General features: G+C 71.3%; 12 protein-coding genes. 6 read left to right on the top strand and 6 right to left on the bottom strand.

Features of this window, described 5'->3' with window-relative positions:
• The first annotated feature begins 22 nt into the window (after nt 1-22).
• On the top strand, nt 23-1,843 hold the full coding sequence (locus tag ACGFJ2_RS02560) for a protein kinase (RefSeq protein ID WP_393463852.1): 1,821 nt from the start codon (nt 23-25) through the stop codon (nt 1,841-1,843).
• Here ACGFJ2_RS02560 and ACGFJ2_RS02555 read toward each other — a convergent pair.
• Together ACGFJ2_RS02555 and ACGFJ2_RS02550 are read right to left on the bottom strand one after the other, a co-directional pair.
• A complete protein-coding gene (locus ACGFJ2_RS02555; protein ID WP_357950783.1) occupies nt 1,815-2,021 on the bottom strand; it encodes a hypothetical protein in 207 nt (68 codons plus the stop codon). The two genes, ACGFJ2_RS02560 and ACGFJ2_RS02555, sit on opposite strands and share 29 nt — an antisense overlap.
• Nucleotides 2,022-2,073: 52 nt before the next feature.
• On the bottom strand, nt 2,074-2,637 hold the full coding sequence (locus ACGFJ2_RS02550) for a 3'-5' exonuclease (RefSeq protein WP_357950780.1): 564 nt from the start codon (nt 2,635-2,637) through the stop codon (nt 2,074-2,076).
• Between the two features lie 265 nt (nt 2,638-2,902).
• Here ACGFJ2_RS02550 and ACGFJ2_RS02545 point away from each other — a divergent pair, with 265 nt between their 5' ends.
• The 3 genes from ACGFJ2_RS02545 to ACGFJ2_RS02535 all read left to right on the top strand — a co-directional run bounded on the left by ACGFJ2_RS02545 (nt 2,903) and on the right by ACGFJ2_RS02535 (nt 4,767).
• On the top strand, nt 2,903-3,151 hold the full coding sequence (locus ACGFJ2_RS02545; RefSeq protein ID WP_357960150.1) for a hypothetical protein: 249 nt from the start codon (nt 2,903-2,905) through the stop codon (nt 3,149-3,151).
• A 156-nt stretch (nt 3,152-3,307) separates the two neighbouring features.
• Nucleotides 3,308-3,883: an RNA polymerase sigma factor gene (locus tag ACGFJ2_RS02540; RefSeq protein WP_357960153.1), complete on the top strand. Its 576-nt coding sequence runs from the start codon at nt 3,308-3,310 to the stop codon at nt 3,881-3,883.
• Entirely contained in the window at nt 3,880-4,767 is an 888-nt protein-coding gene (locus ACGFJ2_RS02535) for a hypothetical protein (protein WP_393463847.1), read from the top strand. Before ACGFJ2_RS02540 ends, ACGFJ2_RS02535 begins: the two co-directional genes overlap by 4 nt.
• Before the next feature lie 31 nt (nt 4,768-4,798).
• Here ACGFJ2_RS02535 and ACGFJ2_RS02530 read toward each other — a convergent pair whose 3' ends face one another.
• The 4 genes from ACGFJ2_RS02530 to ACGFJ2_RS02515 are packed head-to-tail and all read right to left on the bottom strand — an operon-like array spanning nt 4,799 to nt 11,067.
• On the bottom strand, nt 4,799-6,847 hold the full coding sequence (locus ACGFJ2_RS02530; protein WP_393463845.1) for a DUF3488 and transglutaminase-like domain-containing protein: 2,049 nt from the start codon (nt 6,845-6,847) through the stop codon (nt 4,799-4,801).
• On the bottom strand, nt 6,844-7,920 hold the full coding sequence (locus ACGFJ2_RS02525; RefSeq protein ID WP_393463842.1) for a DUF58 domain-containing protein: 1,077 nt from the start codon (nt 7,918-7,920) through the stop codon (nt 6,844-6,846). Before ACGFJ2_RS02525 ends, ACGFJ2_RS02530 begins: the two co-directional genes overlap by 4 nt.
• On the bottom strand, nt 7,921-8,898 hold the full coding sequence (locus ACGFJ2_RS02520; RefSeq protein WP_225289611.1) for a MoxR family ATPase: 978 nt from the start codon (nt 8,896-8,898) through the stop codon (nt 7,921-7,923).
• A 15-nt stretch (nt 8,899-8,913) separates the two neighbouring features.
• Entirely contained in the window at nt 8,914-11,067 is a 2,154-nt protein-coding gene (locus tag ACGFJ2_RS02515; protein WP_393463839.1) for a hypothetical protein, read from the bottom strand.
• Between the two features lie 224 nt (nt 11,068-11,291).
• Between ACGFJ2_RS02515 and ACGFJ2_RS02510 the strand changes: the two genes are divergently transcribed.
• Both ACGFJ2_RS02510 and ACGFJ2_RS02505 read left to right on the top strand, forming a co-directional pair.
• A complete protein-coding gene (locus tag ACGFJ2_RS02510; RefSeq protein WP_393463836.1) occupies nt 11,292-12,491 on the top strand; it encodes a hypothetical protein in 1,200 nt (399 codons plus the stop codon).
• 200 nt (nt 12,492-12,691) lie between these two features.
• Nucleotides 12,692-14,197, top strand: coding sequence for a hypothetical protein (locus ACGFJ2_RS02505; protein WP_393463833.1), 1,506 nt, complete (start codon nt 12,692-12,694; stop codon nt 14,195-14,197).
• Nucleotides 14,198-14,235: the final 38 nt, after the last annotated feature.

Here is a 14,235-nt window from a genome sequence, read left to right as displayed (position 1 = left end):
GCCCGTGACAGGGGGGAGTACTGTGCTGCCAGTCGAGGACGCGCCCGGCTACCGGGTACTCGATCAGGCCGGCCAGGGCGGGTTCGCCATAGTCTACCGCGCCTACCAGGAGCGCCTCGATCGGATCGTGGCGCTGAAAGTCCTGTCCGTGGACCGGGTCGACCAGCGGACCATGCGCAGGTTCCAGCGCGAACTCCAGCTCACCGGCCGGCTCACCGGCCATCCGAACGTGGTCACCGTGTTCGACACCGGCGTGACGCGCTCCGGCAAGCCGTACATCGCCATGGACTTCTTCGAGAACGGCTCGCTGCGCGACAAGGTCCGCAAGGAGGGGCCGCTGCAGGTGCCCGACGTGCTGCGCACCGGCGTGAAGCTGGCCGGGGCGCTGGCCGCCGTACACGAGGCGGGGGTCCTGCACGGCGATATCAAACCGCAGAACATCCTCATCTCCCGGTACGGCGAGCCGGCCGTGGCCGACTTCGGCGTGGCCAGGGTCGTCGACTCGGCGGAGATCTCGGCCACGGCGCAGGCGTTCACGCCGCTGCACGCGGCGCCGGAGGTGCTGACCGGGCAGCCGCACTCCGCCTCATCCGACATCTATTCGCTCGGCTCGACGCTCTACCATCTGCTCGCCGGGCAGCCCGCCTTCCACAGCCCGACGGACCCGTCGATCGCGCCGCTGATGTACCGGGTGCTGAGCGCGGATCCGCCGCCGATCAACCGCGCCGACATGCCACCGGTGGTGTTCGAGACGGTGCTGCGGGCGATGGCGAAGCAGCCGGAGGTACGGTACGGCTCGGCGCGCGAGTTGGCGCAGCGGCTGCGGCAGGTGCAGGCGGAGCTGGGACTATCGGTGACGGACCTGGTCGGGCAAGATGCCGGGCCCGTGCCTTCGACGACTCCCCGGCGAGCCGACAGCGGCGAGCCCCCGGTGCCCGGCCCCTCGACGGGCGCGCACTTGGCCGGGCCCGCGACCGGTGCGTACGCACCGAACCCGGCGCGCCCGGCGAGCGGCCCGCTGCCGACGGGCTACAGCCCTTTCGCGCCGCAGCCCTCGGGACCTCAACCGCCTGATCAGAGCCCCTTCGCGCCGCCCCAACCCTCGGCGCCTCAACCGCCTGATCAGAACCCTTTCGCACCGCAACCGTCCGGCCACCACCCCGCTGGGCTCCAGCCGTCGGGTCCGCAGTTCGGCGGCCCGCACGCGACCGGTTCCCAGCTCGGCACGGACGGGTCGAGCGCCCCCGCCACGGTCCCACCGGCGCACCCGGCGCAGACCGGCTCCTCGTTCGGCGCCGCATACCCAGCCGGTCCCGCGCACGCGTCGAGCGGAGTTCCGTCCGACGGTTCGAGGACGCCTGGCAGTACGAGGACCCGGGTGATGGCGATCGGAGCCGCCGCCACGATCGTGGCACTAGCGGGCGCCGGGTTCGCCGTATACCTGTCGATACAGAACGAAGCTCCCCTGGCCGACCCGCAGCGGTCCCAGCCCCCCTCGACCGCCGCCAAGCCGTCCGAGAACGTCGGCAAGGAAGCCCTGGCCGCACTGGCCCCGCGCCGGGTACGCGTGGTGGCCGACCGCAGCACACTGGTGGAGCTGCGGTGGGCGCTGCCGAAGGAGTCCGCCCGCTACCCGGTCGTGGTCCAGCGCTCCCCGGCCAAGCAGGGCGAGCAGGCGATCACCGCCCTCCAGCCCGGCACCACCTCGGCCCGTGTGAGCGGCCTGGACCCGGACACCGGCTACTGCTTCCTGGTGGGCGTCCCACTGCAGATCTCGAAGACGAGCAAGGTCGCCTGGTCCAAGCCCGTCTGCGTCAGAGGCGCGGTGGCCAAGAACGGCTAGCGCCGGCGATGGCGTAGCGGGCCAGCGCCGTACTCCAGTCCTGGCTGCGGGCGGTGTCGGCCCCGGAGTCGCGCAGGAGCCGCGTGGTCAGGCCGTCGCCGTTGGCCAGGGCGAGATCGGCGAAGCACTGCTTGAGCAGGGGGAGATCGAACAACACCCGGCCCCGATCGTGGACCACCTGACGTCCCCGCATCCGCAACGCGGCCGCCAGCCGCCGTGAATCGGGGAAGCTAGCTGACAGGCCAGTCTCCGCGCCTCGCCAGATGTAGCACGAGGGCAGCGATGTTCCACGCGTCGTCGTCGCCTCGGTGGTGGCGGCCCTCCAGCGGGAGGCCGGCCATCATCAAGGCCTGGGCCATTCCAGGGCGTCGTCGCAGGCCGTTAGAGACGGTGAAGGCGACCTTCGCGTTGGTGTGACGCTGGCAGAAGGGGTACTCCGTACCCGTCTGGCGGCACTGGCGGGTGAACTGGTTACGATCGTAGTCACCCCAACTGGCCCAGGGCAGCAAGCCCGTCTGATGCTGGGCCGCCAGCGCTCGGCACGCCTCAGCAAAGGGAAGACCCCCGTCTACCTCGGTCTGCGTCAGCCCCGTCAGCTCCGTACAGAATGGGCTCACCCTCGATCGGGCTGGGCGTACAAGCAGCCGGTGCTTGGCGAGGCGCTCGCCCGCGCGCAGATCAACGACAGTGAGCCCGATTTCGATGATTTCGCTCACCTGGCCGGGCGGCGGCTGTCCCTCCCAGCATGTCGCTTCGACATCGACCACGTTCAGCAGGTGCTCGTTAGCGTCCATGAGGAGTGAGCGTAGAAGCAGCCTTGCCCCAGGTCATCAGGATTTCGCCTGATCACCCCCGCGCAGAGTTTCTGACACACCCGGTTGTGGTCCGGCGTTCCCGGTCAGGAGGGCGGGGCCCGAGATGAAGCTTTCATCGCGTCCGCGATGTTCGCGCTGGTCGTCGGGGCCGGGCGGGGGCGGATCTTGCGGCGGTGCGGTGCTTGTCGTCCAATTCACGGTGATCGCTCTTCGCGATTTCCGGCCCTTCATGAGGGGAGAACTGGTGCGTCGCCGAATCACCGCCTTGTCGCTTCTCGCGGTCACCGCTCTGACGCCGATCCTGGCCACGAGCACGCCAGCGCACGCCTCGTCCACACTCCAAGTCGTCTACAGCAACCTGCCCTATGACGTCTGCATCAGCTTCGGCCGGTCAGGACAGGAGACCGGACGCTGGCAGACCTGGTGGTGCAGCACCCACCAGCCCGAGAACCCGATGTTCTACACCTACGACCTGTGGGCGTACGTGAACTGAGGCAGTTCCCCCGGCACGGGTGCTGCCGTCGTCCCCATGAAGCAGCACCCGCGTCCTCATGTGATCCCGTCTTGAAGAAATCTGACCGGGATGTAATGTTCTGCGCCCTTGCTCGCCAATAAGGGGAAAGCCCCGAGCAAGCGGAAGGCGCACTGGATGGCAGACACATCATCGGAGGGCCTCCTGCGGACGATGCGGGATCCTGAGGCCTTCGAGGTCTTCTACCGAAGACACGCCGAACGCGTGAGCCGCTTCGTGGCCCGCCGGGTGACCGATCCGCACACGGTGGACGACCTCACCACCGAGATCTTCCTGGCCGCCATCGACACCGCGGGCACGTACAAGGCCGAGCGGGGCGGCGAGGTGGCGTGGCTGTTCGGCATCGCGCGCAACGTGGTGGCGTCCGAGCTGCGCAGAGCGGCCAGAGAGTTGCACAAGAGCGGCAGGGCGGCGGGACGGCGCACCCTGGACGCCGACGACATCGCCCGCTTGGAGGAGCGCATCGACGCCGAGCGGGCCGCCCGCCCGCTGCTGTCGGCCATCGCGAAGTTGCCCAAGAGCCTGAGGGCCGTGGCCGAACTGGTGGACATCGACGGCCTGTCGGTCGCCGACGCCGCCATGGCCCTGCGCATCCGCGTCGGCACCGCCCGGGTGCGGCTGCATCGCGCGCACCGCCGGCTGATGATCGAATCCGGTCACCGCCCGGAAGCCATCTTGAAAGGATCGTCATGAACGGGTCTCTCGCCGGTTTCGAAGAGCGCCGGCTGGCCGAGCTGAAGGAGCACGTGGCGGCGCGGGCGGCGGCCGAGCGGGCCGGACGGCCGCACGCGGTGGCCGAGCGGGCCGGATGGCCACGCCGCCGGATGGTCCTGGCCGTGGCGGCGGGGGCGGCGATCGCCGCCGTGGCGAGCGTGGTCACGGTCTCGTCCATGGGCGGGGCCGACCGCGCCTACGCCGTTACCAAGGACTCCGACGGCATCGTGTACGTCACCGTACGCGACTTCCGGGACGCGGCGGGACTGACCAGGCAGCTCAAGAGCCTCAACGTGCCCGCCATCGTGGACTTCGTCCCGGCGGGCCAGAAATGCAAGGAGCCGCGCGCCGAACCCGTGACGGACATCCCCCGCGGCCTGTATTACGCGCCCAGGAACATCCCCGGCGACGACGCCGGCTCGGGCTGGCAGATGCAGATCAACACCAAGCTGTTCAAGCCCGGCCAGACCTTCGTCTGGACCCTTGCGGTCGATCCCGTCTACGGAGGGAGCGACACCAGCACGATCCTCATGCGGGACCCGGTGGCGCCCTGCGAGCTGGTCCCCGACGACGTACAGCACGTCGTGCCGAAGATGCCCTTCCCGGAGGTCACGTCGCTGGGCGGGTACCGGGTGGAGGGCAAGACCGTGGGCGAGGTCCTGCCGGAGATCGAGAAGCGCGGCCTCAAGGTCACCTACCTGATCACCGAACCCCCTCCCGAGCGCTATCCGGGCGACCCGTACCTGATGTACCCCACCAAGCAGGGCACTCCGGTGGGTGCGGACTGGTTCGTCTGGCAGGCGGACGAGCCGGAGAAGGGAGTGATCCGCCTGATGGTCACGCAGAAACTCCAGAAGCCTTAGCGATCAACCCGTCATGGTTCGCTCCGGTGGGTCAACGTAGGAGCAGTCGCCTGCGGAGACGGGTCTTGAGGGGTGTTCTGGCGCGTACGGCCTGGCGGACGGCGTCGCTGTGGCGCCAGGCCGCGTCGGCGGCCTCGTGGGCGACGTCGTCGGGGGCGTAGCGGACGAAGTTGGAAATATCGGCGAGTGGTCGGAGATGGGTTGATATGTCGGCTGGGTGCCGGGCCACCACGTCCTCGGCGGTCAGTGCCCGCTCCCCCTTCAGGCCGAGGTCGTCACAGGTCTGCGACCACGCGCCGAGCACCCGCCGCTCCGCGCCCGTCACGCTCCTGCGGGCCCGCCTGCGCCACCACGGCAGCACCATCGCAGCTCCCGCGTACACCACCAGGATCCCCGCCCCCACCGCCGGGACGATCACCCACAGCGGCGGCCCGGCCGAGGTCTCGCGGCCGCCACCCGCCGTGGGCTTCTGACCGGCCTTCGGCTTGTTCACCGTGCCCTGGGTGAACTCGCCCTCCAGCTCCTCGCTCTCCTTGAGAGCGGAGGACACCACCTCGTGGTCGTCCTTCGCGCCGCCGCGGCCGGGCGTGGGGTAGAACGGCCGCCAGCCGAGCTTGTCGAACTTGATCTCCGCCCACGCCATGACATGACCAGATTTAACGTGGTAAATCCCGTCGGACGCCTGCCCCGGCCGGAACCCCACCACGACCCTCGACGGCAGCCCGAGCGTCCTGGCCATGAGCGCGAACGTCGACGCGAACTGCTCCGAGGTCCCCCTGTGCGTGGTCTCCAGGAAGAACTCCAGGCCCTTGAGCGAGTGCCCCGGCGGCGCGGTGACGTCGTAGGTGGCGCTGGTGCGCAGGTAGCTCTGCAGCCGGTACGCCTGCTTGATCGGCACGTCCGCGCCTTTGGTGGCCTGCTGGGCAAGCTTGTGGAACAGCGCCTCCTGAGGCCCGGCCGGGAACGCGGTCAGCGCCCGATCGTCGACCGGCGTGGCCGCGAGCAGGTCGGCCTTCGACGGCTCCGCCACCCGCGAGGTCACCTCGTACGTGAACCCCTTGGCCGGCCGGCTCGCGGCCAGCAGCGCGCCGCTCCCGGGGTCGACGGCCAGGCCGCGTACGCCGTCCACCTCGACGGGACGTTCGGCGCCGGGCAACCAGGTGCCGGGCAGGCCGCTGAACGTGATCGTCTGGCGTACGGTCTGCGCCTTGCCCGTCCAGTCCCCCGCGGGCACCCGCCCGCCCGTCGGCTGGAAGCGGGCGCCGGACGTCCAGCGGACGCCGTCATAACGGTCGAGTACGGCCAGCCGCCAGTTGAGTGGCTTGGCCGCCTTGACGGTGAACAGGTCACGGTCAGGGATCTGCAGCCAGGCGGACACGCGGTCGAGCGGGCTGACGCTGTCGACGCGTACCGGGGGCGGGAGTTCGGCGTCGTCGCGCGGGTTGTACGGCTCGGCGGCGATGGGCAGCAGCGGCCCGGCGACCAGGGCGACGGCGGCCAGCGCGGCGGCGGCCGGGATGCCGGCGAGCAGCCACAGCGCCGGCCGGTCGTCCCGGAGCAGGGCCAGTGCCGCGATGAGCACCACGAGGGCCGCGGCGACGGGCAGGTTCGAGCCCTCCCCGTCCACCCCGAACAGCAGCGCCACCCCGTACACCACGAGTCCGGGCACCGCGGCGGCCACGCGGGTCCTGGTGCGGGTCAGCGTCTCGGCGCCGACCACGGCGGCGGCCCAGACCAGCGTGTGCACGAGGACCAGCAGCCGCGGCTCCGGCTGGGCGGGCAGGAGCGTGGTGAGCAGCGCCCGCCACGAGTCGGCCAGGTCGCCGAGCAGGCCGGGAGCGATGCCCTTGTACAACGGCACGGTCCCGGCGAACCACAGGACCAGGTCGAGCACCAGCGCCAGCCAGAGAGGCCGCCGCCGGCAGAGCGCGGCCACCAGGGCGGGGACGGTCGCGGCGGGCACGACGGCCAGGAGCAGCTCGGTGCCGGGGAAGACGCGATGGAACCCCCACCCACCGGCCCCGGTGACGGCCGCCACCAGCGCCAATCCCCCTAACCACCGCCACACAGGCTGCTTCATCGCCTGCCCCAGGCCAGCGGCAGCGCGGCCAGGTCCGCGATGGGGACGACCGTCACTCCGGGCACGCTGAGCGGACCTGTCCCTATATATACGCAGATGATGCGGTCGAACCGTCGTCGTGCCCCCGCCACTCGGGCGGCCTCGGCGGGGTCCCCGGTGATCACGACCAGCGAGCCGCCGCGGGCCAGCCGGACCGCCTCGCCGACGCCGGACGTACCGGATCCAACCAGGGCGAGGCGATCCAGCAGCAGCTCGGGGTCGGTCTTGGTCTCGGCGAGCGGCCCGTCGCCCGTGAGCACCCGCACGGGGAAGCCGGACCGTGCGGCGGCGACGGCGGCCGAGGCGGCGGCGTCCACGGCCAGTTCGGTGAGGTGACGGGTGTCGAGGACGACCGTCGTGGTGGGCAGGCTGGCATCGATGAGCTGGCGCACCATGAGCGTGCCGGTGCGCGCGCTGGACTTCCAGTGGACGAGGCGCAGGTCGTCGCCGACGACATACTCGCGCAGGGTGTGGAAGGTGACCGTGCCGCTGGGGGCGTTGTCGCTGGTGGGGCCCTCCAGGTGGTGGGCCTTGCCCGACGCGGGCACCGGCAGCGCAACCGTGCGAGGGCGGACCAGGAGCGTGACCGTCTGGCCGTACCGCCTGATCCAGCGTGTCAGGCCGAACGGGTCGGCGCGGACGAGCAGGAGCGGGCCGACGGGGATCTCGCCGCGCACGCCGGTGGGCAGCGGGTACGACACCGTCCTAGTGGCGTTCCGGGGCAGGCGGGGCAGGTCCACCGTGTGCTCGGCCGTACCGATCCGGTCCTGCGCGCGCAGCCCTGACAGGCCCCGGCGGCCGAGATTGCGTACGTGAAGGACCGCCACGGCCGCGTCCCCGCGCGGCACCTTGAGCGGAGTGACCTCGCGGTGCACCTCCAGCCTCGGTCTGGGGGCGGTCCAGACGAGGGCGGCGGCGAGCGCGAGCAGCCCGCCGGTGGCCAGCACGACGGGCTCCGGGTAGCCGAGCGCGAACCCGGCCGCGTACAGGATCACGGAGCCGGCGAGCGTGCCCCACCCCAGCGGTGTCAGCACCTAGGCCGCCTGCGGCACCGGCATCCCGGCGAGGAGCTCGCCGAGCACGTGCGCCGCGGTGACCTCGCGTAGTTCGGCCTCCGGGGTGAGGATCAGCCGGTGCGCGATGACCGGGACGGCCAGGGCCTTGACGTCCTCCGGCACGACGTAGTGGCGTCCGGCGGCGGCGGCCTTGACGCGGGCGGCCCGCAGCAGCGCGAGACTGCCGCGCGGGGAGGCGCCGAGCCGCAGGTGCGGGTTGGTGCGCGTGGCGCCGCAGAGGGCGACGATGTAGTCGTAGACGGGGTCGGCGACGTGGATGCGGGTCGCGAACTCGATCATCCCGGCCACGTCCGACGCGCGGGCCACCACGGGCAACCGCTCGACCTGCGGCCCGGTCGGCATGCCCTTGAGCACCTCGACCTCCGAGACGTGGTCGGGGTAGCCGACGGAGATCCGCATGAGGAAGCGGTCGAGCTGGGCCTCCGGCAGCGGGTAGGTGCCATCCATGTCGACGGGGTTCTGCGTGGCGACCACCAGGAACGGCCTGGGTACGGGATGCGGCTCGGCGTCGACCGTGACCCGGCGCTCCTCCATGACCTCCAGCAGCGCCGACTGGGTCTTCGGGGAGGCGCGGTTGATCTCGTCGGCGAGCACGATGTTGGCGAACACCGGCCCCTGGTGGAACTCGAACTTCTGGTGCGCCTGGTTGAAGATCGACACACCGGTGATGTCGCTGGGCAGTAGGTCGGGCGTGAACTGGATGCGCCGCCACTCGGCGTCCACACTGGCGGCGATGGACCTGGCCAGCGTGGTCTTGCCGGTGCCGGGCACGTCCTCGATCAGCAGGTGTCCTTCGGAGAACAGGCAGATCAGGGCCAGCTCGATGGCTTCGTGCTTGCCGCGGATGATGCGCTCGATGTTCTGGGCCAGCATCTGGAAGCGCTGGGCGAACTGTGCCGCAAGCTGCTGCGGTTGCTGCGTCTGCTCGTTGTACAACTGAGGTCCCCTATCTCAGTCGGTGCATTCGAAGAGCGGAGCCTCCGGGAAGCCGCCCCCGTCCGGTGTGGCCACCAGCGTGTCGTTGAGGTAGCCGTTGCCCGCCGACGACTCGATCCGGTTCCAGATGTCACTGGACTTTCCGGTGGACTTGTCGGTGTAGGACGAGCCCTTGACCTGGCAGATCACTGTCAGCGTGATGTACTGGCCCTGTGGGATCCTTCCGGCCTCGCCATCGGCGGACGGGCCCGGCCGAATGAGCGTGTTGGTGTCGTTGTTGCTGGCGTTCTGGTACTGCTGTTTCGGATAGGCCAGGTCCACGTCCGCTGTGGCGGCGTCCTGGCTCTCCCCCGCGTCGTTCTTGGCCTTGAGCTTGAACTCGTGCTTCTGGTTGTTCTTGAGCCCTTCGGCGGTGAACGACGTGCCCTTGACGCTGTCGTTGCTCACCGCGCCGGAGAGCACGTACGTGATGCCTTCGCCGCCGCTCTCCGGGGCGTCCCAGGTCAGCTCGGCGCCGCGGTTCTTGGGCTTGGCCGCGAAGTTGGCCGGTTTGCCGGGGGCCACGCAGGGCTTGACCCCGGCGCTGGGCTCCGACTCGACCTGGCCGCCCGACCAGTGGGCGACGACCGTGAAGGTGTACTCGGCGCCGCAGCTCCCGCCCGAGAACTCGAACTGGAACGGCCCGCCGGCGTCCACCGACTGCGGCGTGGTCCTGCCGTCGCCGCCGGACACCTTGAGCGTGTAGCGGTCGACCTTGCCGCCGCTGGACGGGCTGAAGTTCACGCTGACGTGGCCGGGGCCCGACTTGGCGCTGACGGCGCCCGGTTTGGTGGGCGCGCTGGGCGTGGGGGTGGGAGTGGGGCTGCGGGTGGCCGAGGAGGGAGTCGGGGTCGACGTCGGGGTCTTGGTGGGCTTGCGCGACGGCTCCGGGGCGTCCGTCCGCGTCGGCGCCGGGTCGTCCGTCCTGGTCGGGTCGGGCCTGGGGTCGGTGTTCGTCGGCTCGGGCCGTGGGGTCTGCTTGGGCTTGGGGGTGTTGGTGGGTCCCGGTACGTCCGAGTCGTCCTTGTCGACGTCGTGCTTGCGGCCTTCGGTGTCGACGACGACGGCCTTGTCGCCGTTCTCGTCGTTCGCCCAGAGCAGGCCGTCCTTGACGAACACGTCGACCGGGCCGGGCCCCTGCGCCACCTGGAGCTTGGTGGGCTGACCGCCCGCCGCGCTGTCCCACACGATCAGGCCGCCCGTGCTGCGGTCCGGGACGTACACCTTCGAGCCGAGTATCTGCGGCACGCCGAGCGCGGCCGGGTCCTTCACCGCGAACTTGGTGTTGAGCACCGAGTTCGACTCCGTGTCGACCACCACGAGGAGCCCGGAGTCGCCGGGCGTGAGCAGCGGAACCAGCGAACCCTCGGTCGAGGCCGGCGCCAGCACGCCGCCTTTGGCGGCCTGGGCGACCTCCTTGGGCAGCGTGATCTCGCCCACGCCGCCGTCCGCGCCGACGATCGTGGCGGTCGCGGCGCGGGTGTTGACGATCACCGGCAGGCCGCCCGCGATCGTGACGGCCAATTCCTCGCCCGGCTCGCCGACCTTGACGGCGCTCGCGGCGACGCCCTTGGTCACGGGTACGACCTCGCCTTTGGCCGTCACCGGCACCCAGAGCCGCCCGCCACCGTCGATGCGGGCCGAGCCGAGCGGGCCCGGCAGCGACAGCGGCGCGCCGACCGAGTTGAGCGTGGCCGGGTCGATCTGCTGAACCTTGCCCTCCGGGTCCACCGCGTAGCCGGCGGCGCCCGAGACGACGATCTGCAGACCGGCCGTGCCGAAGTTGCGGGTCTGCGCGACGCTGAGCTGGCCGGGCTCGATCCGGCTGACGTAGCCGCTGCCGTCGTCGACGAGCAGGACGTTCGAGCCGTCCTGGACGATGCGCAGCCGCTGGGCCGACTTCTTGTCGAGGTAGCCGTCGACCTCGCCGGACAGGCCGTTGACGTGCACGATCTTGCCTCGGGCCTGGGTCCAGAGCCAGGCGCCGACGTCGGCCAGTTTGGGTGTGGCGCTGGAGACGCCCACGCCGAAGACGGCCGCCAAGGCGACCAGGATCACGGCCACCGCGCCGGCGATCACGGCCGTGGCACGGTCTCCGCGGAGTACGCGGATACGCAAGGCGTCACTCACCCCGTACGTATGATTACTTAACGTTTGCCCCCGTATTACCCTGGATCACCCTAGCGTGCGGCGCGACTACTCGCAGGTAAGCACGCCAGGTTGGGCACTACTCGCAGGTAAGCCCGTCAAGTTGGGCACTACTCGCAGGTAAGCCCGTCAAGTTGGGCACTACTCGCAGGTAAGCCCGTCAGGTCGGGCCGAGATTGTCGGCGCGAAGCCGTACCTTAGTCCCCGTGTCCGAACAGCCCTTGACCCTCGACGCCGCCCTCTCGGAGGAGGCGGTGCTGTCGACCTACCGCCGGATGTTCGCGGCGCTGGCCCGCGACAGCGGCGCGGTCGTCGACGACCCGGCCCTGGTCGACATCGCCGAGACGCTGTTCGCGGCGTTCGCCGAGGCGGGCGAGGAGTGGCTGACGCACGAGCAGATGCGCTTCGCCTGCCGCGCCTATCCCGGCGACCAGTTCGACAACCGGCTGCGCGTGCTCAAGGGACTGGGCGCGATCCGCGAGGTGTTCCCCAAGCCCAACCAGCTGCGCTATCGGGCGTCGTTCACCAGCGTGGTCGGGCTGATGTTCATCAGGCGGATGATGGACGACGGCGGCCAGTCGGAGATGCACCGGCTGCTCGCGCTCGAAGACCTCAACGTCGCCGACCCGCGCACCACGATGGAGGAGGCCAGGCAGAGCGCCGCCAACCTGGCCAGGGCGTTCCGGCTGTGGGCGCTGGAGCTGATCACGCTCACCATGGGCACGATCGAGGAGCTGCGCGAGCAGGCGCCCAAGCTGTGGGGCACCGAGGAGATCGCGCGCCGGGCGCAGAGCCTGCACGGCACGATCCTGACCCGCTGGCCGGCGCTCGACCGGGTCTGCACCGACCTGCGGGCGGCCATCTACGCCTACAGCGACGCCTCCCGGCGGGCGGCGGGGCGCCTGGCCGACTCGGCGGGCACGACCCGCAACCTGACGCTGCTGCCCACCGAGACGTGGCGCACGTTCTCGCAGACCGCTTCGCGTGAGCGGCTCGCGGCGGTGCTCGATGGCTTCGTGTTCGACGCTCCGGCGCCCTGGCACGACCCGGCGGCTATCGCCCGCGCGGTCGACGAGGCGCCCCGCCCGGCTCCGGTCCAGCCCACTCCCCCGCGCTCCAACCTCGCCGACGCGGGCCCCGAAGGCTCGCTCGACTCCGCGCCCAACGCGGCGATCGAGCGGCTGACCGAGGTGGCGGAGTCGCTGCTGGGGGCGTCGTCGCGGGTGGCACTGGCCGACGTACTCCGGTCCGACTGGCCGTCGGCCCGCCGGCTGCTGGCCGACCTGACGACGGTCGATCTGCGGCCTGAGCTGCCTTATCGGCTCGTGTGGGCCGACGACCTCACGATCTCGCCAGGAGGCGAACCGGCCTGGCTGTCCCACGGCTACCTGGAGCGCACCGCATGACCCGACTCTCATCAGAGGCCGCGGGCCCGGACCTTCCCTCCTCGGAGGTCGCTGGTACTCGCGGCTCCTCAGGGGGCCCGGCTGCGGGTCGCACTTCAGCGGGCGTCGGTGGGGGTCGCTCTTCGGCGGGTACCGGTGGAGGTCGCACTTCGGGAGGCGTTGGTGCGCGGCGCGCGCTCGGGGACGACGCGGTCGCTCACGTGCGGGCGCGGTCGGGCGGGCCGCTGCGGCTGGGGGCCGGTGTCGCGGCGCCACCCGGGATGCTACGGCTCACGCGCCCCGACTCCACCGGCCAGGCCCTGCCGGTGTGGCCCGACGCGGCAACCCCGTCGCTCCTCGACGAATACCAGGTGCCCCCGGTCCCGGTCGAACGCTCGGGCGAGACCCGGCGGGTGCTGGCGGCGACGCTCAAGTGCTGCTGGAGCGACCTGTCCGTCGACCCGTGGCCGGGCACACCGGCGCCGGTCGAGCTGATCCTCGACACATACCGGGCACTGATCGGCCGGGCCGACGACCTGATGCGCAACTGGGCCATCGGGGCACTGCGCCGGCTGCACGACTCGGCGTGGATCGTCATGTCCGACGGCGTGGTCTCGCTGGGCCCGCGCTGCGCCCTGTGGCCGGTCGAGTCGCACGCCCAGCTGAAGGAGCTGGTCCGGCGCATTCCCACACCGGAGCAACGGGGCCTCACGGTGGTCGCGGACGCCGACATCGTGGCGGCCGCCACGCAGGAATCCCACAGACTGCAGGAACCACCCGCTGCGGAACAACCTTCGGCCGCGCAAGGGCCGCTGGACGTTCAGCAGTCCCCCGCTGGGCCAGGATCGCCGGTCGTACAGCAACCCGCCGCCGCGCAAGAACCACCCACCGCAGAACAGCCCCCTACGGAACAAGGACTGGGCGTTCAGCAGCCCTCCGCCGTGGAAGGACCGCTCACCGCACAGCAGCCACCCGAGGCGCGGGTGCGGGCGCAGGATCCCGCAACCGCGACCGCGATGACAGTGGCGGCGGGCCGGGTCGAGGGCGGTGCGGCGGAGTTCGACGAACTGCTGGGCGGCTATGACGAGCGGCGGCGGGCCGAGTTGGTGGCGGCGTTCATGGCGGTGGAGCATGGCGCCGAGCCGGTGCTGGAGGCCCGGTTCGGTGGGCTCCGCGATCCCGCGCTCCGCCACACTCTGGGCGAGATGCTCGCCCGACGAGGCCGGACGCTGATCCAGCACCGCGAGCGATGGACCTCGGGCTACGACGACGCCTACCGCGCCGAGCCGACGCCCGCGACCACGCCCGCGGCCGCCGGGTCCGGGTCCGCCGGGTCCGGGTTCGGGGCCGGGGCAGCGGCGGGGCTTGGTGAGAGTGAGCGGGCGGTGTTGACGCTGGTGCTGGTGCATTCGGTGGCGATTCCGAGGGCGGAGGGGCTGCTGCCCGACGACACCTGGCTCTCGCCGCATCCGACTCCCGTCGACGAGCTGCGCCGCCACACCCAGTTGCCGATCGGCGAGCTGGAGGCGGCGCTGCGGATGCTGCGGCACGCCGGGCTGCTGACCCAGGTCAAGGCGGGCGAGGAGGCCGGCGGTTACGCGCCGGGACCGCAGTTCCACCGGCTCACCCCGGCGGCGCGGCGACGGCTGCAGGAGGAGCTGATCCTGGCGGCCGGACCACACAGCCCGCTGGCCGCGGCCGTACGCGCGCGGAGATCGACAGGGTAGGCACCCGGACCTGCCGGGCCCGGATTGCCACCCGGGCC

Origin of the sequence: Nonomuraea sp. NPDC049028, from assembly GCF_043197735.1 — a bacterium.
Lineage (GTDB): Bacteria > Actinomycetota > Actinomycetes > Streptosporangiales > Streptosporangiaceae > Nonomuraea.
This window is presented reverse-complemented; position numbering and strand designations above follow the sequence as displayed.